Genomic DNA, 21,379 nt, shown 5'->3' on the forward strand with positions numbered 1-21,379 from the left:
GAACGGCCGAGAAACGCCGGGGCGGGGCTCGTAACAGGGCTTCGCCCCGTACGTTTGCCACCAGTGGTCTCTCCTGTCCGGCCCGTCAACTCCGCGCACCGGGAGCATCCTTGGACCCCGCAGCCACCTCAGACGCCCCCCACCTCGGCCCGCTCTCCCGCCGCAGATTCCTCCAGGCCACCGCGACCGCCACCGTCACCGCGACGGCGCTCACCTCGGCCGGTACGCCGCTCGAGGCCGCCGCCTCCGGTACGACCACGCTCTCCTTCACCGCCGCCACGGGTGGCTCCGCGACTCTCGCCCCGTCCGGTGACCGGCTGGTCGCCGAGGTCCAGAACGTGCTCTGGTCCATCCCGCGCGAAGGCGGCACCGCCGTCCCGCTCACCCCGCCCGGCCTCGAACCCACCCGCCCCCAGTTCGCGCCCGACGGCAGCCGGCTCGTCGTCTGTGCCTACCGCGGCGGAGGCTTCCACCTGTGGACCCTGCGACCCGACGGCACCGGATTGCGCCAACTCACCGACGGACCGTGGGACGACCGGGGCCCGGCCTGGTCACCGGACGGCACGCGGGTCGCGTTCGCCTCCGAGCGCGGTGGCGACACCGTGACCGGCGCCCCGTACCGCATCTGGGTCGTGGACGTGCGCACCGGCGCGCTGACCCGGCTCACCGGGCGCCCCGGGCAGCAGGGCCCCGGGCAGGACGCCCGCTGGGAGGACTTCGACCCGGCATGGTCGCCCGACGGGGAGCGCGTGCTGTTCGTGCGCGCCGCCGTCACCGCGACCGGATCCCTGCGCGCGACCACCGTCGCGTCGGTGCCCGCCGACGGCTCGGGCCCGGTCACCACCGAGCACACCGACGCCTCCGGCGCCCAGCTCATGACCCCCGCCGTCTCGCCCGCCGGCCGCCTCGCCTACCTGCGCACCACGCCCTCGCCCGCCGCCTCCTGCACCCTCGTCGTGGACGGCAGCCCGGTCACCGTCGGCGGCGACCTCCTGCCCGCACCGCCCCGCTGGACGGACGGCGAGCGCCTGCTGCTCACGGTCGACGGACACTTCCGGCTGGTCGACCCCGACGCGCCGGGCAGCGGCGAGGAGATCCCGTTCACGGCCGCACTGCCCGTGCACCGCCCCCGCTACCGCGGCAAGGCCTACGACTTCGAGGGCGCCGGCACCCGCCCCGTCCGCGCCGTGCACCTGCCCGCCCTGTCACCGGACGGCCGCAGCGTGGCCTTCGCCGCGCTCAACGCGCTGTGGATCGGCGGCACTTCGGGCGGCCGCGCACCGCGCAAGGTCCTCCAAGTCCCCGCCACCCGCTATGTACTGGCGCCGGCGTGGACGCCCGACGGCACGGCGCTGGTGTACGCCGACGACCGTGCCGGACTGTTCGCCGTACGGCGCCGTGACCTCGGTTCCGGCGAGGAGACCGTGCTCGCCGAGGGCGGCCGCGTCTTTCCCGCGCTCTCGCCCGACGGGACGCGGCTGGCCTGCCTCGACATGTCCGGCAACCTCGTGGTGCGCGACCTGCCCGACGGCGGCGAACAGGTCCTGGCGGCGCCGCTCGGCGCGGGCGGGCAGCCGGGCCGGCCCAGCTGGTCGCCCGACGGCCGCTATGTGGCGCTGTGCGACCGCAACCGCCTCAACCAGCGTTTCCGCGAGGGCTACAACCTCATCCGCGTCGTCGACACGACCACCGGAGCCGCCACGCTGCACGCCCTCGCCCCGCACACCTCGCTCTCCGACCGCTACGACTCCGGACCCGTCTGGTCCCCGGACGGCCGCTGGATGGCCGTGGTCGCGGAGTCGGCGCTGTGGCTGCTGCCGGTACGGCCCGACGGCACCCCGGACGGCGACCCGCGTCGCCTCACCACCGAACCCGCCGACCACCCGTCCTGGTCCGCCGACGCCCGCACCCTGCTCTACCTCTCCGCGGGCACCCTGCGCCTGATCGACATCGGCAGCGGCCGGACCCGCACCGTCCGCGTCCCGCTCGACCACCGCAGACCGCGCCCGGCCGACACCGTCGTGCACGCGGGCCGCTTCTGGGACGGCACCGGCTCGGACGTCCGTGAGGACATCGACGTCGTGATCCGCGACGGCCGTATCGCGGAGGTCTCCCCGCACCGCACCGGCCGCAGCGCCGCGCGTCACGTCGACGCGAGCGATCGCACGGTGATCCCGGGCCTGTGGGACGCGCACACCCACCCCTGGCAGACCACGTACGGCGGCCGCCAGACCGCGCTCCAACTCGCGTACGGCATCACGACCGCCGTCTCGCTGGGCGGCTTCGCCTACGAACAGGCCCGCATCCGGGAGGCGGTCGCCGCCGGCGCCCTCGCCGGACCCCGGCTGCTGACCACCGGCGAACTGCTCGACGGGGCACGGGTCGCCTACAGCATGGGCCGCGCCCACCGCACCCCCGAGGGACTGCGCCGTTCGCTGGCGCGCGCGGAGGCACTCGACTGGGACTTCGTGAAGACGTACGTACGCGCCCCGGGCTGGGTGATGAAGGAGGCAGCCGAGTTCGGGCACGGCCGGCTCGGGGTGCGCAGCGGCGGCCATCTGTGCACCCCGGGTGTGCAGCTGGGCCAGGACCTGACGACACACCTGCAGGCCACCCAGCGGCTGGAGTTCGGGCACGCGACCTCCGCCACGGGACGCTCCTACCAGGACGTCGAGGAGATCTACACGCGCGCCGGCTTCCACCTCGTCGCCACCCCGTTCACCGCGCTCGCCCTGCTCGGCGCCGACCCCGCGCTCGCGGACGACCGGCGAGTCACCGCGCTCATGCCACCGTGGGACACCGCGCTCGTCCGCGAGCAGGCCGGACAGCCGCCCACCGACGCCCAACTGGGCACGCTGGCACGGGAGATGGAGGTCTACCGGCGGATCCTCGCGGGCGGCGGCCTGGTCGCCCTCGGCACGGACCAGCCGATCGTCCCGGTCGGCCTGCACCTGCACCTGGCCCTGCGTGCCCTGCACCGCGCCGGCCTGTCACCCGCCGAGGCGCTGCGCACCGCCACGCTGCTGCCCGCGCGCGTCTTCGGCGCCGACGCCGACCTGGGCACGGCGCAGGAGGGCAAGCTCGCCGATCTCACGGTCGTGGACGGCGATCCCTTCACCGATTTCGGCACGCTGATCCGTACGGCGGCGGTCCTGCGCGGCGGCGTCCTGTTCGAACAGGCCGACCTGGTCGACTCCTTCGACACCGCCGTCGCCTTCGACACCGGCACCGAGCGGCGGGCGGACCAGGAGTGGCTGGAGGTGAGTCGCCGTATGCGCCGTGAGGGCTGCTGTGACCAGTGAGCCGGTCATGGTCCACACACACTTCCTGGGACATCTGCGCAAGAGCATCACATCGAATGCACACAGCCTTGCCAAAGCCTCGTTAGCGTTACTGGCCGTTCGACCCTTTATACGATTGTGACCAGGCCGCGGCCCCACGGGCCGATGGCGCAGTCAACCCAGAAAGACCGCAGATGGACTACTGCTCCTCGTGCCGTCGGCATCTCAACGGGGCCCTCGTGTGCCCCGGGTGCGGCGCCTACGCCCCGGACATCGCTCCCTCCGCGGTCGCGGATCCCGCCGTGCCGGCGGTGCCCGGCGCGGCCGCCACCGGAACGGCGGTGTGGGACACACCTGCCGACGACACCTGGCACGACGGCTACTTCCGGGACGAGGCGGCGCCCGTCGTCCCGCCTGCCGACGTGACGGGCGCGGACGGCATACCCGCCGACGCGGCGGGCGTGGAAGGCATCGTGCCCGCCGCCCCGGAGGGCCGGGCGGCGCGGCGGCGCCAGCGAGCCCGCTGGAAGAAGAACCAGCGCCGGGCCGTCGTCGCGACCGCGGTCGCGCTGGTCGGCGGCGGCCTGACGGTCTCGGCGATGAACCGGGGAACCGTCGACAAGGCCCAGGCGGCCACGGCGCCGGAGAACCCGAACACGGCGACCGTGGAGGAGCAGGGATCGGAATTCACCCGTCCGGTGTTCACTCCGCCGGACACCCGCGAGGCCCGGCGCACGGTCACGCCCGGTTCGAAGGCGACCCCGACCAACGCCGCGCGCGAGCCCATCACCACACCGCGTACCACCCGTCAGTTCACCCGACCGGACGTCGCCGCCACCCCGACTCCCACGGCGCCCGCGGTCCCGCAGACGCAGACCGTCTCCCCGGACACCGGAGGAGCGAACTCCGGCGACAGCGGTGGCACGGCGGCCGAGGAGCAGCAGACGCCGGCCCCGACGGCGACCGAGAGCTCCGACTCCGGAACCTCCACGTCGCCGACGAGCCCCGCACCGGAGGAGACCTCGCCGGAGCAGCTCTGCGTGCTCAACCTGGTGTGCCTCGGCTGACCCCGCCGGGCACCGGCCTGATCGCCGCTGCGCACGCCACCTGAGATCGTCGTCACCCTCCCGCATCACCACACGGCCTCGTGGATGCGGTCATGCTGGAAGAAGCCGGAAGCGCCCCCTGGGCGCGGCCGGCACCAGCAGAGCAGGACGTCGCCCTCAGGAAGGAAGACTCTCCATGGTCGAGCAGGACGAGCGCTTCGATGTCGTGGTCCTCGGCGCGGGCCCCGGCGGCTATGTTGCCGCCATCCGCGCCGCGCAGCTGGGCAAGCGTGTCGCCGTCGTGGAGGAGAAGTACTGGGGTGGCGTCTGCCTGAACGTGGGCTGCATCCCCAGCAAGGCGCTGCTGCGCAACGCCGAACTGGCGCACATCTTCACGCGCGAGGCGAAGACCTTCGGCATCAAGGTGGACGGGCAGGTCTCCTTCGACTACGGCGAGGCGTTCCGCCGTAGTCGCAAGGTCGCGGACGGCCGGGTCAAGGGCGTCCACTACCTGATGAAGAAGAACAAGATCACCGAGTTCGACGGCCGTGGCACCTTCGTCGACCCGCACACCCTCCAGGTGGCGGACTACGACGGCAACACGCGCACCATCGGCTTCGACCACTGCATCATCGCCACCGGCGCCACGCCGAAGCTGCTGCCCGGCACCCGGCGCAGCGCGCGCGTCGTGACGTTCGAGGAACAGATCCTCGCCGAGGAACTGCCCCGCTCGATCGTCATCGCGGGCGCCGGCGCGATCGGCGTCGAATTCGCCTACGTGCTCCACAACTACGGCGTGAAGGTCACCATCGTCGAGTTCCTGGACCGCATGGCCCCGCTGGAGGACGCCGAGGTGTCCGCCGAACTCGCCAAGCAGTACCGCCGGTTGGGCATCGACGTGCTGACCTCCACCCGGGTCGACGCCGTCGACGAGTCCGGCGAGCAGGTGCGTGTCACGGTCACCGGCAAGGACGGCGCCCAGCGGATCCTGGAGGCCGACAAGGTGCTGCAGGCGATCGGCTTCGCGCCGAACGTCGCCGGGTACGGCCTGGAGAACACCGGCGTGACCGTCAACGGGCGCGGCGCGATCGACGTCGACGGCCGCTGCCGTACGTCGGTCCCGCACATCTACGCCATCGGTGACGTGACGGCGAAGCTGATGCTCGCGCACGCCGCCGAGGCGATGGGCATCGTCGCCGCCGAGACCATCGCGGACGCCGAGACGATGGAGCTCGACTACGTGATGATCCCGCGGGCGACCTACTGCCAGCCGCAGATCGCCAGCTTCGGCTGGACCGAGGCACAGGCCCGCGAGCAGGGTTTCGACGTGCAGGTGGCGAAGTTCCCCTTCACCGCCAACGGCAAGTCCCACGGCCTCGGCGACGCCACCGGCTTCGTGAAGCTGATCAGCGACGCCAAGTACGGCGAGCTCCTCGGCGGCCACCTCATCGGCCCGGACGTCACCGAGCTGCTGCCCGAACTGACCCTGGCCCAGCAGTGGGACCTGACCGTCCATGAGGTCGCCCGCAACGTCCACGCCCACCCGACCCTCGGCGAGGCGGTCAAGGAAGCGGTGCACGGCCTGGCCGGGCACATGATCAACTTCTGACGCTTCAGCCGTCGAGCCACCACCGGGCCGCCGCCCAGGCCATGACGTAACCGAAGCTGTTGACCGCCCAGTGCAGGGCCATCGGTGCCGGCAGGCTGCCGGAGCGGCGGCGCAGCTCGCACAGGACGACCCCGGCGGCGGCCGTGGCGGCGATCGCCAGGGCGACGGTCGGTGCCACGCCTGCCGGGCCCTCCCCGAAGACCGAGCCGACGGCGGCGTTGGACCGGTTGAGGCCGCGTGACGGCATCACATGCCACAGCCCGAACAGCAGCGACGACACGGCGGTGGCCCACGCCGTTCCGCGCCGACGCCGGATCATGGCCCACAGCACGCCACGGAACGCGGTCTCCTCCAGCAGCACGGTCCCGAACGGCACCCGCACCAGCGCGACCCACAGCACCTGGCCCACGGACAGGCCCGCCGCCCTGGCGTCCCGGAAGGCCTCGCGGCCGGCGGGAACCGCGAGGAGCAGCAGCATGACCAGGAGGACGGATCCCGCCAGCACGGGAGCCCACCGCAGTCCCCGGCGCAGCCCCGCCGCGTCGAGCCCCAGGTCGGCCCGGGTGAGGCCGTCCCAGCGGGCGATGAGCAGCAGGACTACCGTCGCGGCCACGCAGATGACCACGTACAGGCCGGGGCTCCGCGCGAGCCAGTTGTTCAGCAGGTTCGCGGCGGCGAGTACGGCGACAGCGCATACGATCGGCATCCGGGTTCCAGGATCCCCCGACCCGGTCCCGTCGGCGGCCCTCTCCGGTCCGTCCGCGTGCGTGTCTGCCCGGCCGCGGCGTCAGGCCAGCTTGCGGCAGTACAGCGCGTCGGGGGTCCGGGAGGAGCCCACCCGGCCGGTGTACGCGACGCCGGCCGCGTATTCGTCGTCGGCGCACTGCCCCTTGTAGTGGCCGTGTGCGAAGTCGCCGCCTTTGGGAGCCGACCCCCGGTTGTCGCCCCGGTCGAACCAGACCGTACGGCCGCTCGTGCCGAGTCTTCCGGGCGGTGCGGTCGCGCACAGCGCGGCGGAGACGGCGGAGCCGCGGACGCTGTATCCGATGAGGAACCGGCCGTCGGGGCACTGGAGTTTGGTGTAGCCCGACGCCCAGTCGCGCCCCGGCGCGACATACCGCTCGTCCGCGACGACCTCGTGCCCGCCGGCCGGGTCCCACAGAGGGCCCGCGGTCACGTCCGAGCACAGGCCCCGGTTGCCGGTGTGGCTCAGGCCCAGCAGCCGCTGTCCGTCGGGGCAGACGGCCTTGCGGGCGCCGGAGTCCCAGTCGGGCAGGGCCCGCATCCGCCGTGACTGGACGAAGTCGCCGTGGTCGGGGCTGAGCATGGACCAGTCGGCGACCGCTGCCACCGGCCCGCTGCGGCCACCGGCCTCGATGAGCCGGGTCCAGGCGGCGGCCCGCCAGTCGTCGCCGTCGTAGAGGCCCATACGGTGGCCCCCGGCGTCCCAGTGCAGCAGGGCCCAGCCGTTGCCCTTGCGGTCCTCGTGCCAGCCGACGAGCGGCCAGTACGCGAAGTCGGCGTCCGTGCGAATCAGATGGTCCACGAAGTTCTCGAACCAGGCGCGCTGCCTGACGCCCGTCTCGTCCCGGCCGCCGACGCCGAACTCGCTGATCCAGACGGGGGCGGTGAAGTGCCGGTCCGCCTCGCCGGTGACGAAGAAGGCCTGGCGGTTCAGCACGGCGATCAGCTCGGTGGGGCTCAGGTCCCGGTAGCGGGGATCGCTGGTCTCGCCGGTTCCGGTGGCGCCGCTGTGGTTCGGGCCGGTGTAGTCGTAGAAGTGGGCGGAGTACACGAGCTTGGCCGAGTCGACGAGCGTATGGGAAAGGCGGCGGGCGGGCTCCAGGGTGGGGCGTTCGTGGGCGAAGCCGTCGACGGGGATGCCGGTCCAGTTGATGCCCTCGACGATGATCAGCAGATCTTGGTTGGCCTCGGTCAGGATGCGGTCGCCGACGCGCTGCGAGGCCGCGAACCAGTCGTGGTCGTCACCGAGGCCCCAGTTGGGGTCGTCCCAGACGTTGCGGCGGACCTCGTTGTAGAGGTCGGCGCCCACGACCCGCTTGTTGTCCTGGTAGCGGCGGGCCATGAACAACCAGTCGTTCTCCCAGGCCTCGGCGGACCGGCTCGCGTTCCAGCGCTCGTTGCCGTCGACCCCGCAGCACCAACGGGTCGTGTTCGTGTGGTTGTTGAGGATCACCGCGAGACCGGCGGCGGTGAGCTCGCCCACCACGGCGTCGTACACCTGCAGCGGGGTCCTGCCGCGCAGGGCGGGATTGGCGGCGACGGCGTCGTCCGTGACCGGACGGCTGTCGTGGATCATCTCGTTGGAGAAGGGCAGCCGGACGCTGTTGATCCCGATCTCACGGAACCCGGCGATGATCTCGGCCACGGGGGCGCGGTCCAGGCCGAGCGGTATCCGCCCGGAGTTCTCGCCGGCGTGGTGGTTGGCGTCGTCCTCCGGATCGCCGGAGCCGTTCCAGGTGCCGCTGGCTCCGTGCCAGTTGCCGGAGCGCAGCTTGAAGCGGTCGCCGTCGGCGTCGACGATCCAGCGGCCGCGGGTGCTGAGGGGTGCTGTCCAGTCGGCCGCGGCGGTCGGGCCGGCGTCCGCGGAAGCGGGCCGCTGCCCGGCCGAGGCCTCGGGAAGGGAGGTCAGGGGGAGCAGGAGGAGTACGGCGGCGAGTGTGGTCCTCACCCAGGATCCGCGCACGGGCACCATCCATCCTGACGACGCTTTGTCATGGCGCCGTCATCATGGTCCACGGTGGGGCATTGGTCCAGTCAAACCTCACACGACGGCCTTGATCGTCCGGCCGGCGCATCCTCTGGCTGCAGTTCTTCCTGCACCTGTACTGGACAGCGGGCGCCACCATCGGGGCGCTGCTCGGAGGCCTCGTTCCGGACGGCGTCACCGGCCTGGACTTCGCTCTGACCGCCCTGTTCACCGTCCTGGCCGTCGACGCCGTCCGCGAGTGGCGCGGCGACCTGTCGAACCCGCTGCTCGCCCTGCTCAGCGCCCTGGCCGCCCGCCTTCTCCTCCCCGGCCGGCTGCTCCTCGCGGCCTTCGCCCTGTTCCTCGCCGGGCTCCTGGCCCGGCACCTCGCCACCGCCCGGAAGCCGAGCCATGCCTGACGCCCGCTACGCCATCGCCGCGGTGATCGTCGCCGCCGCCGTCACCTGGGCCCTGCGCGCCCTGCCGTTCGCCGCCCTCGCCCCGCTGCGCGCGAGCACCACCGTGCGGTACCTCAGCACCCGTATGCCCGCCGGCGTCATGGTGATCCTCGTCGTCTACTGCCTGCGCGACCTGCCGCTCACCCAACCCCGTGTCCTCGCCCCGCTGTCGGCGTTCACCCTCACCGTCGGCGTGCACCTGTGGCGCCGCAACGCCCTGTTGAGCATCCTCGGGGGTACGGCCCTGCACGTGACGTTGACCAGTACGGTGTTCGCCCACTGAGGGCACCGCGTCCCCAGGAAGTCCCCGAGGAAGGCAGGACCCCCATGCCGGCCAAGAACCTCACCGCCAACCGCGCGGCCCTCGGCCATCGCCTCGCCTACGCCCTGCGCCACCCCGACCGCGTGCCCCGCCATCTGGCCCGCACCGCCCGGGACATATGGCTGCGCAGCCGCCACCCGGACCATGTCTCCTACTACCGCGCCGTGATGCGCTCCGACACCCGGGCCGACCCCGACGCGGCCGTCGGCAGCCACAGCCGTGAACGGTGGCTGGCGCTCGGGGCTCTGCAGTTCGACTACCTGGTCGGTCACGGCCTGCGTCCCGAGCACCGGATGTTGGAGATCGGCTGCGGCAACCTGCGCGGCGGCTGGCGGTTCATCCAGCACCTAGACCCCGGTCACTACTACGGCATCGACATCTCGCCCGACATCCTCTTCGCCGCCCAGGACACCATCGCCGAGATGGGCCTGCAGCAACGGCTCCCCACGCTCACCCCGGTGCGCGACCTGACGCTGCGGTTCCTGCCCGACGCCCACTTCGACGTCGTGCACGCGCACAGCGTCTTCTCCCACTCGCCGCTCCCGGTCATCGAGGAGTGCCTGGCCAACGTCGGCCGGGTGCTCGCCCCCGGCGGCTGGTTCGACTTCACCTTCGACCGCACCGAGGGCGAGGAACACCACGTCCTGCGGGAGGACTTCTACTACCGCACCGAGACCCTCGTCGCCCTGGCCGAGAAGCACGGCCTGCGGGCCCGCTTCATGACGGACTGGGAGGCGCTGCCGCACGGCCAGTCGAAAATCCGGGTCACCCACGCGGAGTGAACCGACTCCTCGTCAGTAGGTCATCCAGTACCGGCCAGTAGGTCATCTGTCCCGGACTCTTGACTCGGCATGCGGCAGTGGCCATCCTCGTCGGACATCTTGCGAGGTCATGACAAGTCGACCCCGCCATCCCGCCGACCGAGGGACGTGGGCTGTGACCAGTGCCGGACGCCCGTACCGCAGACGCAAAAACGTCACTGTTGTGTCGCTCCTCCTGCTCGTGCTGTCCGTCGCGCTCGGCCCCACGCCGAGTTCGGCGGCCGGAACCGACTGGTGGAACCCGACCGCACGGCCCGCGCCGGACTCCCGGCTCAACGTCACGGGCGAGCCCTTCACCGGCACCAACGCCGAGGGCGAGGTACGCGGTTTCGTCGACGCGCACGACCACATCTTCTCCAACGAGGCCTTCGGCGGCCGTCTGATCTGCGGAAAGCCCTTCTCCGAGCAGGGCATCGCCGACGCCCTCAAGGACTGCCCCGAGCACTACCCCGACGGCTCGCTCGCCATCTTCGACTTCATCACCAACGGCGGCGACGGCAAGCACGACCCGGTCGGCTGGCCCACCTTCAAGGACTGGCCCGCCCACGACTCGCTGACCCACCAGCAGAACTACTACGCCTGGATCGAGCGGGCCTGGCGCGGCGGCCAGCGCGTGCTCGTCAACGACCTCGTCACCAACGGCGTGATCTGCTCCGTGTACTTCTTCAAGGACCGCAGCTGTGACGAGATGACGTCCATCCGGCTGCAGGCCAAGCTCACGTACGACATGCAGGCCTACATCGACAAGATGTACGGCGGCACCGGAAAAGGCTGGTTCCGGATCGTCACCGACAGCGCGCAGGCCCGCGAGGTCATCGAGCAGGGCAAGCTGGCGGTCATCCTCGGCGTCGAGACCTCCGAGCCGTTCGGCTGCAAGCAGATCCTCGACATCGCGCAGTGCAGCAAGGAGGACATCGACAAGGGCCTGGACGAGCTGTACGCGCTGGGCGTGCGCAGCATGTTCCTGTGCCACAAGTTCGACAACGCCCTGTGCGGGGTCCGCTTCGACGAGGGCACCCTAGGAACGGCCATCAACGTCGGCCAGTTCCTGTCGACCGGCACCTTCTGGAAGACGGAGAAGTGCACCGGACCGCAGCACGACAACCCCATCGGCGGTGCCGCGGCACCCGCAGCCGAGAAGGAGCTCCCGGCGGGCGTGGAGGTCCCCTCGTACGACGCGGACGCCCAGTGCAACGTCCGAGGCCTCACCGAACTCGGCGAATACGCCGTACGGGGCATGATGAAACGCAAGATGATGCTCGAGATCGACCACATGAGCGTCAAGGCCACCGGCCGGGTGCTCGACATCTTCAAGGCCGAGTCGTACCCCGGCGTGCTCTCCTCGCACAGCTGGATGGACCTGGACTGGACCGAACGGGTCTACGACCTCGGCGGCTTCATCGCCCAGTACATGCACGGCTCCGAGGGCTTCATCGCGGAGGCGAAGCGCACCGAGGCCCTGCGCGACAAGTACGGCGTGGGCTACGGCTACGGCACCGACATGAACGGCGTCGGCGGCTGGCCGGGACCGCGCGGCGCGGACGCCCCGAACAAGGTGACGTACCCCTTCCAGAGCGTCGACGGCGGCTCCCTCATCGACCGGCAGACCACCGGCGAGCGCACCTGGGACCTCAACACCGACGGAGCCGCCCACTACGGCCTCGTCCCGGACTGGATCGAGGACATCCGCCGCGTCGGCGGCCAGGACGTGGTGGACGACCTCTTCCGGGGCGCCGAGTCCTACCTCGACACCTGGGGGGCCTCCGAGAACCACGAGGCCGGGGTCAATCTGGCGCGTGGTGCGAGCACCTCGGCCAGTTCCTCCGAGTGGAGCCTGTTCACCAGCTACCAGCCGAACCGGGCCGTCGACGGCGACGGCCGCACCCGCTGGGCGAGCGACTGGAGCGCCGACCAGTGGTACCAGGTCGACCTCGGCGCCACCCACCGGGTCGGCCGGGTCACCCTCGACTGGGAGCGCGCGTACGGCAAGTCGTACCGCGTCGAGCTCTCCACCGACGGCGCGAACTGGCGGACCGCCTGGTCCACCACCGCCGGTGACGGCGGCCTGGACACGGCCAGATTCACCGGCACGCCGGCCAGATACGTCCGCATCCACGGGCTGGAGCGCGGCACCGAGTGGGGCTACTCCCTCTACGAGGTCGGCGTCCACAGCAGCTGACACCCACGAAAGGGGCTCCATGGCACGGTTGCCGTCCGCCGAGCGGCGGCGACAGCTCACCGAGGCGGCGATCAGGGCGATGGCCCGGGACGGCGTACCCAACACGACGACCCGGTCCATCGCCGCCGAGGCGGGCGTCTCGCTGAGCGTCTTCCACTACTGCTTCGACTCCAAGCAGGAGCTGATCGAGTCCGTCATCACGACCATCACCGGGCACTACGTGACGCTGGTCAAGGAGGCCCTACGGCCCCGGGCCACCCTGGAGGAGACCGTCCGGGCCGGTTTCCAGGCCTACTGGGACCACGTCCGCGCCCACCCGGACGAGCACATGCTCACCTACGAGCTGACCCAGTACGCCTTGCGCCGGCCCGGCTTCGAGCACCTGGCGCGACGCCAGTACGAGCTGTACGCCGAGACGTACGCCGACCTCATCGACCAGCTGCGGCAGAGCATGGGCCTGCGCCTGCGCGTCCCCGCCCCCGTCCTGGCCCGCTACCTGGCCGCGATGACCGACGGACTGACCCTCAACTACCTCGTGCTCGGCGACGAGGCTGCCTGGAACGACATCCTCGACACCGTCACCGCGCACATGGCCGGCCTGGTGAGCGAGACCTGACGGGGTACGTCACCCGTGCGCGGCGGCCCGGTCCCGGGCCGGTTGCGCGGTCTCCCTCCGGAACCACCACCGCAGGTCCGGTTCCACCACCCAGCGCAAGGCGCGCCGGACGGGCGGTGCGCACAGCAGCGTCACGACCACGGCGGCCACGAGGGTGACGACGACCGCGCCGAGCGGCCGGTGGATCCAGGCGGGGTCGTACCAGCCCCAGAACTTGGCCCCCTGCGCGACAAAACCGTGCAGCAGATAGCCGTACAGCGTGCCCGCCCCCAGCACCGTGCACCACATCCGCCGGCCGGGCACCCAGGCCAGGAAGCACGCCACCAGCAGCAGCGAGCAGACGAACAGCACCGGCGTCATCACCACTCCGTACCACCCGGGCGCCCCCAGCTCCTCGGCACTGTCGCGGTGGTAGAACCAGCCGCCCGTCATCCGCGGGACCGCCCAGTACGCCACCACCGACGCGCACGCGAACACGGGCACGGCCGCGATCCGCACCGCCCGGCGTCGCACCAGCCGGAAGTGCTCCGGCCTCAGCGACAGCCCCAGCACGAAGTACGGCAGGAATTGCAGGGCGCGCTGCAGGTCCAGGTCGTTGCCGATGGACGGCGACAGGGTGGCCAGCATCGCCACGCCGAGCGCGAGCGGCACCGGCAGCCGCACCCGCTGCCACAGCGGGGTGGTCAGCCGCCACAGGAACAGCGCCGCCAGGAACCACGTCAGGTAGAGCGGGTCCAGCAGGGTGATCGGGCGGTCCGGCTCCTGGTCGGTCCACCTGGTGAAGAGGGTGTACGCCGTCTCGAAGACGACGTAAGGGACGACAAGGCCGGTGACCAGGCGCTCGAGGTGTTTGGGGCGGCCGTCGAAGCCGCGGGAGAAGTACCCGGACATGATGATGAAGGCCGGCATGTGGAAGGCGTACACGAGCATGTACAGCGCGCTTACGCTCCGGCTGCCGTCCCGCAGCGGCTCCCACGCATGCCCCACCGCCACCAGCACGATCGCCGCGTACTTGGCGTTGTCGAAGAACGGGTCCCGCTGGTCGGCGGGCCCGGGAGGCGCTGCCGTGGCGCGACCGGGAGCGGTGGCCGGGGCGGTGACGGCTGTGGGGACGGGCTTCGGCATCCCACGCGCCTCACCACTTCCGGGGCGGGCAAACCTCCTGTGGGGATACCCGCCGGTCACCCGCCGAGGTGCCCGGGCCATAGGGCCGTAGGGGTGCCGCCGTAACCCATGTGATCGCTCCGAATGGTGCGACTCGGGGGAATGGCTGACGGTGGATCACGTCAAGGTCTGGCCCAAGCGGTGATGAAGCGTCAGCCGCCCAGGCCGTGACGAAAGGATTCACCTATGCGCTCTGCCCGCATGCTGCTCGCCACCGCGACGGCTACGGCCGCCCTGGCGATCGCGCCCGCCGCATACGCCATCACCGCGAGTGACTGGGACAAGGAGGACTCGTCCTCCTACAGCGAGGACCACGACAAGGACTCCGGCAAGGAGCACGGCTCCGGCAAGGAGGAGGAGAAGGGGAAGGACTACGGCAAGGACGACTACAGCAAGGACGACTACAGCAAGGACGAGTACGACAAGGACTACAGCAAGGACCACGACAAGGAAAGCAAGCACGACGAGCCCAAGGGCGGCGTCCACACGGGTGGCGGAGCGCTGGCGGCGGCCCTGACGGACGAGCACGACAAGGACGACTACAGCAAGGACGAGCACGGCAAGGACGACTACAGCAAGGACGAGCACGGCAAGGACGAGCACGGCAAGGACGACTACAGCAAGGACGAGCACGGCAAGGACGAGCACGGCAAGGACGACTACGACAAGGACTCCGGCAAGGAGTACGACAAGGAAAGCAAGCACGAGAAGCCCAAGGGCGGCGTGCACACCGGTGGCGGAGCGCTGGCGGCGGCTCTGACGGACGAGCACGACAAGGACGACTACAGCAAGGACGAGCACGGCAAGGACGACTACAGCAAGGACGACTACAGCAAGGAGGAGCACGGCAAGGACGACGAGCACGGCAAGGACGACTACGACAAGGACTCCGGCAAGGAGTACGACAAGGGAAGCAAGCACGAGAAGCCCAAGGGCGGCGTGCACACCGGTGGCGGAGCGCTGGCGGCGGCCCTGAGGGGCGGCGACAAGGACTCGAAGTTCGACCCGGACAGCTACAAGGAGGACGGTCACGAGAAGGACTCCTGGGGCGGCGACCACGACAAGGACTCGTGGAAGGGCGACGAGCACGGCAAGGAGTCCTGGGGCGGCGACCACGACAAGCCGCACGGCGGGATGCACACCGGTGGCGGCGGCCTCGCCGAGCCGGGTGTCACCGCCGGTGGGCTCGCCATGCTGGCGGTAGCCGGCACCGGCGTGTACGCGCTGCGCCGTAAGAAGGCATCCGGAACCGCGGCCTGACCATGCCCGATGACATAACCGCCGTGGCCGCCGCGCGTGCGTCGCGCGCCGCGGCGGCCCCGCTTACCTCTACCCCTGTCGTGTCCCCTGCCCTGCCCGAATGAGGTGGTACCCGATGGCCGACGGCCGTCCTCCGTCCCCCGAAGCCGAGCCGGCTGCTCCCGACACCGTTTCCCTGCCCTCACAGCGCATAAGGCGCACGGCAGTGGCGTTGTTCTGGAGCGCGGTCGTCGCCATGGTCCTGGTGGTGACCCTGCCCGACGGCCGGCACGAGGCGTCCGAAGCCCGTCGCGCACCGCACGCTCCATCCGTCGTCGAGTCGTCCGCCGAGCCGGAGGGCGCGGGCAAGCCGTCCGCGCACACCCAGCGCGCCGAGGGCAAGCATCTGCCCAGGTCCCGGCCGGTACGCCTGCTCATCCCCAAGATCTCGGTCGACGCGCCCTTCACCGACCTCGCCATCGGCAGCTCGGGCCAGCTCGAGCCCCCGCCGGCCAACGACACCAACCTCGTCGGCTGGCACGCCAAGGGAGCGTCCCCCGGTGAGGCGGGCACGTCGATCATCGCCGGGCACGTGGACACCACGACGTCCCCCGCGGTGTTCGTGAGCCTGAGCGAGCTGAAGAAGGGCGACCGCTTCCAGGTGCTGAGAGAGGACGGGCGCAAGCCCTCCTTCGTGATCGACAGTGTGGAGACGTTCGACAAGGACAGCTTCCCCAGCAAGCGGGTGTACGGCGACACCCCCCGGGCCCAGGTCCGGCTCATCACCTGCGCCGGCGACTACGACCGCAGCGCCAAGGACTACACCGCGAACCTGGTCGTCTTCGCCCATCTCGCATGACCCGCCGCCGGCTCGGGCCGGGCTCCTTCCCGAACCCCTGCACTCCGCGCTGACCTCGTGTCTTACAGTGACTGCGACCAGTTCCGGTGACTGAACCTGTGAGGTAGTCGCGAACCATGCCGACCGAGACGTTTGAGTTCCAGGTAGAGGCCCGTCAGCTGCTCCAGCTGATGATTCACTCGGTCTACTCGAACAAGGATGTCTTCCTGCGGGAGCTCGTCTCCAACGCGTCCGACGCGCTCGACAAGCTGCGCCTGGAGAAGCTGCGGGACGACACCCTGGACGCCGACGTGTCAGACCTGCACATCGAGATCGACGTCGACAAGGAGGCCCGTACCCTCACGGTGCGGGACAACGGCATCGGGATGTCGTACGACGAGGTCGGGAAGCTCATCGGCACCATCGCCAACTCGGGGACGGCGACCTTCCTGAAGGAGCTGCGGGAGGCCCAGGACGAGGCCGGGGCCGAGGGGCTCATCGGCCAGTTCGGCGTCGGCTTCTACTCCGGCTTCATGGCGGCGGACGAGATGACGCTGGTGACCCGGCGCGCCGGCGAGGGCCAGGGGACCCGGTGGACGTCGCGCGGTGAGGCCACGTACACGCTGGAGACGGTCGACGACGCGCCGCAGGGCACGTCCGTCACGCTCCACCTCAAGCCCGCCGACCCCGAGAACCAGCTCCACGACTACACCTCCCCGTGGAAGATCAGGGAGATCGTCAAGAGGTACTCGGACTTCATCACCTGGCCGATCCGGATGGTCCCGGAGACCGGCGACGGTGACGACGCGCCCGAGCCCGAGACGCTGAACTCGATGAAGGCCCTGTGGGCGCGTTCGCGTGACGAGGTGTCCGACGACGAGTACCACGAGCTGTACAAGCACATCAGCCACGACTGGCGCGAGCCGCTGGAGACGATCCGCCTCCAGGCGGAGGGCACCTTCGAGTACCAGTCCCTGCTCTTCATCCCCTCGCACGCCCCGCACGACTTGTTCACGCGGGAGTTCAAGCGCGGCGTCCAGCTCTATGTGAAGCGCGTCTTCATCATGGACGACTGCGAGGCGCTTCTGCCGCCCTACCTGCGCTTCGTCAAGGGCGTCGTCGACGCGGCCGACCTCTCGCTCAACGTCTCGCGCGAGATCCTCCAGCAGGACCGGCACATCCGCATGATGCAGCGCCGGCTGACGAAGAAGGTGCTGTCCACGGTCAAGGAGATCATGACCAAGGACGCCGACCGCTACGCGACGTTCTGGCGGGAGTTCGGCACCGTCGTCAAGGAGGGCCTGGTCACCGACTCCGAGAACAGCGAGGCCATCCTCGCCGTCGCCTCGTTCGCGACCACCCACGCCGACGACGAGCCGACCACGCTCGCGCGGTACGTCGAGCGGATGCAGGACGGCCAGGACGACATCTACTACATCACCGGCGAGTCCCGGCAGAGCATCGAGAACTCCCCGCACATGGAGAGGTTCCGGGACAAGGGCATCGAGGTCCTGCTGCTCACCGACCCCGTCGACGAGGTGTGGGTCGACACCGTGGGCGAGTACCAGGGCAAGAAGCTGCGGTCCGTCACCAAGGGCGAGATCGACCTCGACGCCGAGGGGGACGAGAAGGCCGATGGCGAGCGGGCCAAGCAGGCCGAGGAGTACGCCGGGCTGCTCGGCTGGATGGGCGAGCAGCTCGACGAGGACATCAAGGAGGTGCGCCTGTCGACGCGGCTCACCGTCTCCCCGGCCTGCGTCGTCTCGGACGCGCAGGATCTGACTCCGGCCCTGGAGAACATGTACCGGGCGATGGGCCAGGAGGTGCCGCGCACCAAGCGGATCCTGGAGCTCAACCCCGACCACCTGCTGGTGAAGGGTCTGAACCAGGCGTACAAGGAGCGCGAGGACCGCTCCGGGCTCGTCGAGTCCGCCGAGCTGCTGCACACGCTGGCGGTGCTCGCCGAGGGCGGCCAGCCCAAGGACCCGGCGCGGTTCGTGAAGCTGGTCGCGGACCGTCTGGAGCGCACCCTGTAGCCGGTGCGGTCGGCCATGTGGGCGTGTGCGCGGGCCATTGTCAGTGGCCCGCGCTAGCTTCCTTGGAGTCGGTAACTGGCACCGTTCCGGGAGGATCCATGGCCTCGCGCCTCAACCCCTACATCACCTTCGCCGGCGACGCCCGGCAGGCGTTGGAGTTCTACAAGGAAGTCTTCGGCGGCACCCTCGCCCTCAACACCTACGCGGAGTTCGGTCAGAAGGACACCCCCATGGCCGACAAGATCATGCACGGCATGCTGGAGACATCCGGCGACTTCACCCTGATGGCCGCCGACACCCCGACCGGTGACCACAACCCGGGCAACAACATCGCCGTGAGCCTGAGCGGCGACGACGACGCCGAACTGCGCGGCTACTGGGAAAAGCTCTCCGAGGGCGCCTCGGTGACGGTGCCGCTGGACAAGCAGATGTGGGGCGATGTCTTCGGCATGTGTACGGACCGGTTCGGCATCACCTGGATGGTCAACATCGCCGGCCAGGGTGGCTGAGCGCGGTCCGAGGGGCCGATCCCGGAGGCCGACCGGCCCCTCCCGCACCGGCAATCAGGGAGTGGTCAGTTCATAGAAGCCCCTGCCGAAGGTCGCGGCCACCAGGCGGCGGTGACCCGCGTCGTACTCGATGTCGTCGACCGGCACCTGCGGCATGCCGCGGCCGAGCCGCAGCCAGTGGCCGCCGCCCGTGACGCTGGTGAAGACGCCCTGGTCGGTGCCGATGTAGAGGATCCCGCCGCGGGCGACGACCAGGTCGTTGACGGGCGCCGCCGGGAGGTTGCCCGACAGGTTCCGCCAGTGCCGGCCGCCGTCGGTGCTGCCGTAGACATGGGGCAGCGGGGAGCCGGAGCGGTAGCCGGAGTGCGTGGTCCAGACGCGGTCGGGATTCCTCGGGTCGACGACCACCCGGGTCACCCAGGGCAGGCCCTCGGCCAGCTTGGTCCACGTCGTCCCGAGGTCCCGGGTGACCCAGACGCGGCCGTCGTCCGTGCCGACGTACACGGTCCTGCCGTCGCCCGCCGGGGCGATGGAGGTGATCGTGCCGTAGTTGGTGTAGATCGGGTCGGGGCCCGGGCCGCCGCTGAGGTCCTGGCTGATCGGCTGCCAGGTGGCGCCGCCGTCGGTGGAGCGGTTCAGCACCTCCGAGCCGTAGTAGAGGATCTTCGGGTCGCGCGGATCGAAGACCACCGGGGTGAACCAGTTGCGGCGCTTGTACGTCGTCCGGTCCGCGAAGTACGTGAGCGTGTCGCCGCCGTCGGTCGAGCTGAAGCAGTTGCCGTACTGGTAGCAGGCGAAGACGTTGTTCACATCGGTCGGGTTGATCAGGTTTTCCTCGCCGTCGCCGCCGAGGTACTCGTTGAACCCCTCCCCGCCCCAGGAGCGCAGCGAGCCGTTGTCCTGGGCGCCGCCCGAGATCCGGGTGACGTCCTGCGGGCTGATCGCCGCGCTGTAGAGCTGGGTGTACGGCTGGTGGCGGGACTTCACCCAGCCGCCGTCGCCGCCCGAGTCGGAGCGGTAGACGCCGCCGTCGTTGCCGAGGTAGACGCGACCCGGACGACGCGGGTCCCACACCATGGCGTGCTGGTCGACGTGCATGCTGGTGTCGTCGGCCGTCCAGGTGTCGCCGCCGTCCTTCGTGGTCATCAGGGGCACGCCGGCCAGATGCACATGCTCGCTGTCCCTGGGGTCGATCCACACCTTGCCGAACCACCAGCCGAAGCTGGACTGGGAGCCCGTCAGATCATCGTTGGCAGGGGTGCGCCTCCAGCTGTCGCCGCTGTCGGAGGAGGCGTAGAAGCCCTCGAAGGGGCCACTGGCCTTGTTGACGATCGCATAGAGCCGCTCGCCGGCGACCGCCAGGCCGATGCGCCCCACGTCCGGGCCCGCGGCCGGCAGCCCGCCGCCGAGCCGCTGCCAGGTCGCGCCGTCGTCCGTGCTGCGGAAGACGCCCGAGCCGACACCGCCGTACGTCCGCAGTTCGGGCGTTCGGCGGTGGTCCCACAGCACGGCGTAGAGGCGGTCGCCGTCGACCACGATCTCGGTGGCGCCGGTGAACTCGGTGGCGCCGGCGAGGATCCGCTCCCAGGTCGCGCCGCCGTCCTCCGAGCGGTAGACGCCCCGGTCGCCACCGCCGTTGTACAGCGAGCCGGCCGCGGCGACATAGATGCGGCGCGGGTCGGCCGGGTCGACGGTGATGGCGCTGATCGCGCCGGAGTCGCGCAGGCCGATCCGCGTCCAGGTCCGGCCGCCGTCCCGGCTCCGGTACAGCCCCGTCCCCTCGTAGGTGATGCTCCCGCCGCCCGGGTTGGGCTCACCGGTGCCGACGTACAGGGTGCCGTCTGGGGCGGTGGCCACCGCGCCCATGGCCTGCGTCCAACTGTCGGGCCACACCGAGTGGAACGTGGCCCCGGCGTCCGTGCTGCGCCACAGCCCGCCGCTCGCGGCCGCCGCGTACAGGGTGTCGGCGCGCTTCGGGTCGAGCGCGAGGGAGACGATCCGCCCGCCGATGTTGGTGGGGCCGATGCCCTTCCAGCGTCCGCCGACGGTGGGCAGTTCGCGGGCCTGCGTGGCGGCGAGGTCATGGGCGTGGCGCGGAATCGACTGTCCCGGCAGGGTCTTCTGGAGGTAGCGGTACTCGGCGGGGGCGGCCGGCCCGCGAACCGGCCGGTACACATCCGAAGGGCCGGGCGGCGCGGCCGACCCGGACGGCGGGGTCGGCGCGGCCGCCGCAGGTGCCGCGAGCAACGCGGCGCCGGTGACCGCGGTGAGAACCAGAGACAGCAGACCTCTGCCCATGAAGCCCCTTCCATCGTCATGGCGATCTCGAGCGGCAATGACGTTACGAGAGAAGGCAGTTGAGCAGAAGGGTGCTCGATGGTCAGCCTGGAGCCGATGGGTGCCTCCGACACTGGTGGGATCCGGCCGGTCCACTGACGTAACCACCCACGGGGGTAGCTACAGGGCGTAAACCACCTGAAGGAAGGGAAAGGAGCTATACGGCAAACCGCGGGGAGTGGTCGTCAGTGCCCGGACTGCCGGGCCGGAAGCA

Annotated in this window: 16 protein-coding genes; 11 read left to right on the forward strand and 5 right to left on the reverse strand. The window is 70.7% G+C overall.

Annotated elements, in window-relative coordinates:
* The first annotated feature begins 110 nt into the window (after positions 1-110).
* From IF78_RS0138470 to lpdA, 3 genes are all read left to right on the forward strand, one after another.
* Entirely contained in the window at positions 111-3,302 is a 3,192-nt protein-coding gene (locus IF78_RS0138470; RefSeq protein ID WP_031487184.1) for an amidohydrolase family protein, read from the forward strand.
* A gap of 173 nt (positions 3,303-3,475) precedes the next feature.
* Positions 3,476-4,348: an SCO2400 family protein gene (locus tag IF78_RS45230; protein ID WP_051828532.1), complete on the forward strand. Its 873-nt coding sequence runs from the start codon at positions 3,476-3,478 to the stop codon at positions 4,346-4,348.
* A 175-nt stretch (positions 4,349-4,523) separates the two neighbouring features.
* A complete protein-coding gene (gene lpdA / locus IF78_RS0138480; RefSeq protein ID WP_031487186.1) occupies positions 4,524-5,936 on the forward strand; it encodes a dihydrolipoyl dehydrogenase in 1,413 nt (470 codons plus the stop codon).
* Positions 5,937-5,940: 4 nt separating this feature from the next.
* Here lpdA and IF78_RS0138485 read toward each other — a convergent pair whose 3' ends face one another.
* The 3 genes from IF78_RS0138485 to IF78_RS51010 form a co-directional block, all read right to left on the reverse strand.
* A complete protein-coding gene (locus IF78_RS0138485; protein ID WP_031487187.1) occupies positions 5,941-6,642 on the reverse strand; it encodes a CPBP family intramembrane glutamic endopeptidase in 702 nt (233 codons plus the stop codon).
* 81 nt (positions 6,643-6,723) lie between these two features.
* Complete coding sequence (locus IF78_RS0138490; protein ID WP_031487188.1) at positions 6,724-8,652, reverse strand: glycoside hydrolase family 5 protein; 1,929 nt, start codon at positions 8,650-8,652, stop codon at positions 6,724-6,726.
* A 62-nt stretch (positions 8,653-8,714) separates the two neighbouring features.
* Entirely contained in the window at positions 8,715-9,059 is a 345-nt protein-coding gene (locus IF78_RS51010; RefSeq protein ID WP_031487189.1) for a hypothetical protein, read from the reverse strand.
* Between IF78_RS51010 and IF78_RS0138500 the strand changes: the two genes are divergently transcribed.
* The 4 genes from IF78_RS0138500 (at position 9,058) to IF78_RS0138515 (ending at position 13,042) form a co-directional block, all read left to right on the forward strand.
* Positions 9,058-9,387: a branched-chain amino acid transporter permease gene (locus tag IF78_RS0138500; protein ID WP_031487190.1), complete on the forward strand. Its 330-nt coding sequence runs from the start codon at positions 9,058-9,060 to the stop codon at positions 9,385-9,387. The genes IF78_RS51010 and IF78_RS0138500 overlap by 2 nt on opposite strands.
* Positions 9,388-9,431: 44 nt before the next feature.
* Positions 9,432-10,208 (forward strand): class I SAM-dependent methyltransferase, encoded by a 777-nt coding sequence (locus tag IF78_RS0138505; RefSeq protein WP_031487191.1) that lies wholly within the window; start codon positions 9,432-9,434, stop codon positions 10,206-10,208.
* A gap of 154 nt (positions 10,209-10,362) precedes the next feature.
* A complete protein-coding gene (locus IF78_RS0138510) occupies positions 10,363-12,426 on the forward strand; it encodes a discoidin domain-containing protein (protein ID WP_031487192.1) in 2,064 nt (687 codons plus the stop codon).
* Positions 12,427-12,445: 19 nt separating this feature from the next.
* Positions 12,446-13,042, forward strand: a complete 597-nt coding sequence (locus IF78_RS0138515; RefSeq protein ID WP_031487193.1) for a TetR/AcrR family transcriptional regulator — start codon at positions 12,446-12,448, stop codon at positions 13,040-13,042.
* A 9-nt stretch (positions 13,043-13,051) separates the two neighbouring features.
* Here the strand turns inward: IF78_RS0138515 and IF78_RS0138520 are convergent, their stop codons facing one another.
* Positions 13,052-14,167, reverse strand: coding sequence for an acyltransferase family protein (locus IF78_RS0138520; protein ID WP_031487194.1), 1,116 nt, complete (start codon positions 14,165-14,167; stop codon positions 13,052-13,054).
* A 225-nt stretch (positions 14,168-14,392) separates the two neighbouring features.
* Between IF78_RS0138520 and IF78_RS46995 the strand changes: the two genes are divergently transcribed.
* The 4 genes from IF78_RS46995 (at position 14,393) to IF78_RS0138545 (ending at position 18,828) form a co-directional block, all read left to right on the forward strand.
* Positions 14,393-15,466: a hypothetical protein gene (locus IF78_RS46995; RefSeq protein WP_037642279.1), complete on the forward strand. Its 1,074-nt coding sequence runs from the start codon at positions 14,393-14,395 to the stop codon at positions 15,464-15,466.
* Positions 15,467-15,581: 115 nt separating this feature from the next.
* Entirely contained in the window at positions 15,582-16,304 is a 723-nt protein-coding gene (locus tag IF78_RS0138535; RefSeq protein WP_078662753.1) for a class F sortase, read from the forward strand.
* A gap of 116 nt (positions 16,305-16,420) precedes the next feature.
* A complete protein-coding gene (htpG, locus tag IF78_RS0138540) occupies positions 16,421-18,319 on the forward strand; it encodes a molecular chaperone HtpG (RefSeq protein WP_031487198.1) in 1,899 nt (632 codons plus the stop codon).
* 98 nt (positions 18,320-18,417) lie between these two features.
* On the forward strand, positions 18,418-18,828 hold the full coding sequence (locus tag IF78_RS0138545) for a VOC family protein (RefSeq protein WP_031487199.1): 411 nt from the start codon (positions 18,418-18,420) through the stop codon (positions 18,826-18,828).
* 54 nt (positions 18,829-18,882) lie between these two features.
* Here IF78_RS0138545 and IF78_RS0138550 read toward each other — a convergent pair whose 3' ends face one another.
* Entirely contained in the window at positions 18,883-21,126 is a 2,244-nt protein-coding gene (locus IF78_RS0138550; RefSeq protein ID WP_037642281.1) for a WD40/YVTN/BNR-like repeat-containing protein, read from the reverse strand.
* Between the last annotated feature and the right edge of the window lie 253 nt (positions 21,127-21,379).

The organism is Streptomyces bicolor (assembly GCF_000719285.1).
Lineage (GTDB): Bacteria > Actinomycetota > Actinomycetes > Streptomycetales > Streptomycetaceae > Streptomyces > Streptomyces bicolor.

Coding starts and splice junctions, on each gene's coding strand:
- IF78_RS45230 (WP_051828532.1), top strand. CDS start 3,476: ATGGACTACTGCTCCTCGTGCCGTCGGCATCTCAACGGGGCCCTCGTG.
- lpdA (WP_031487186.1), top strand. CDS start 4,524: ATGGTCGAGCAGGACGAGCGCTTCGATGTCGTGGTCCTCGGCGCGGGC.
- IF78_RS0138485 (WP_031487187.1), bottom strand. CDS start 6,642: ATGCCGATCGTATGCGCTGTCGCCGTACTCGCCGCCGCGAACCTGCTG.
- IF78_RS0138490 (WP_031487188.1), bottom strand. CDS start 8,652: ATGGTGCCCGTGCGCGGATCCTGGGTGAGGACCACACTCGCCGCCGTA.
- IF78_RS0138500 (WP_031487190.1), top strand. CDS start 9,058: ATGCCTGACGCCCGCTACGCCATCGCCGCGGTGATCGTCGCCGCCGCC.
- IF78_RS51010 (WP_031487189.1), bottom strand. CDS start 9,059: ATGGCTCGGCTTCCGGGCGGTGGCGAGGTGCCGGGCCAGGAGCCCGGC.
- IF78_RS0138505 (WP_031487191.1), top strand. CDS start 9,432: ATGCCGGCCAAGAACCTCACCGCCAACCGCGCGGCCCTCGGCCATCGC.
- IF78_RS0138515 (WP_031487193.1), top strand. CDS start 12,446: ATGGCACGGTTGCCGTCCGCCGAGCGGCGGCGACAGCTCACCGAGGCG.
- IF78_RS0138520 (WP_031487194.1), bottom strand. CDS start 14,167: ATGCCGAAGCCCGTCCCCACAGCCGTCACCGCCCCGGCCACCGCTCCC.
- IF78_RS46995 (WP_037642279.1), top strand. CDS start 14,393: ATGCGCTCTGCCCGCATGCTGCTCGCCACCGCGACGGCTACGGCCGCC.
- IF78_RS0138535 (WP_078662753.1), top strand. CDS start 15,582: ATGGCCGACGGCCGTCCTCCGTCCCCCGAAGCCGAGCCGGCTGCTCCC.
- htpG (WP_031487198.1), top strand. CDS start 16,421: ATGCCGACCGAGACGTTTGAGTTCCAGGTAGAGGCCCGTCAGCTGCTC.
- IF78_RS0138545 (WP_031487199.1), top strand. CDS start 18,418: ATGGCCTCGCGCCTCAACCCCTACATCACCTTCGCCGGCGACGCCCGG.
- IF78_RS0138550 (WP_037642281.1), bottom strand. CDS start 21,126: ATGGGCAGAGGTCTGCTGTCTCTGGTTCTCACCGCGGTCACCGGCGCC.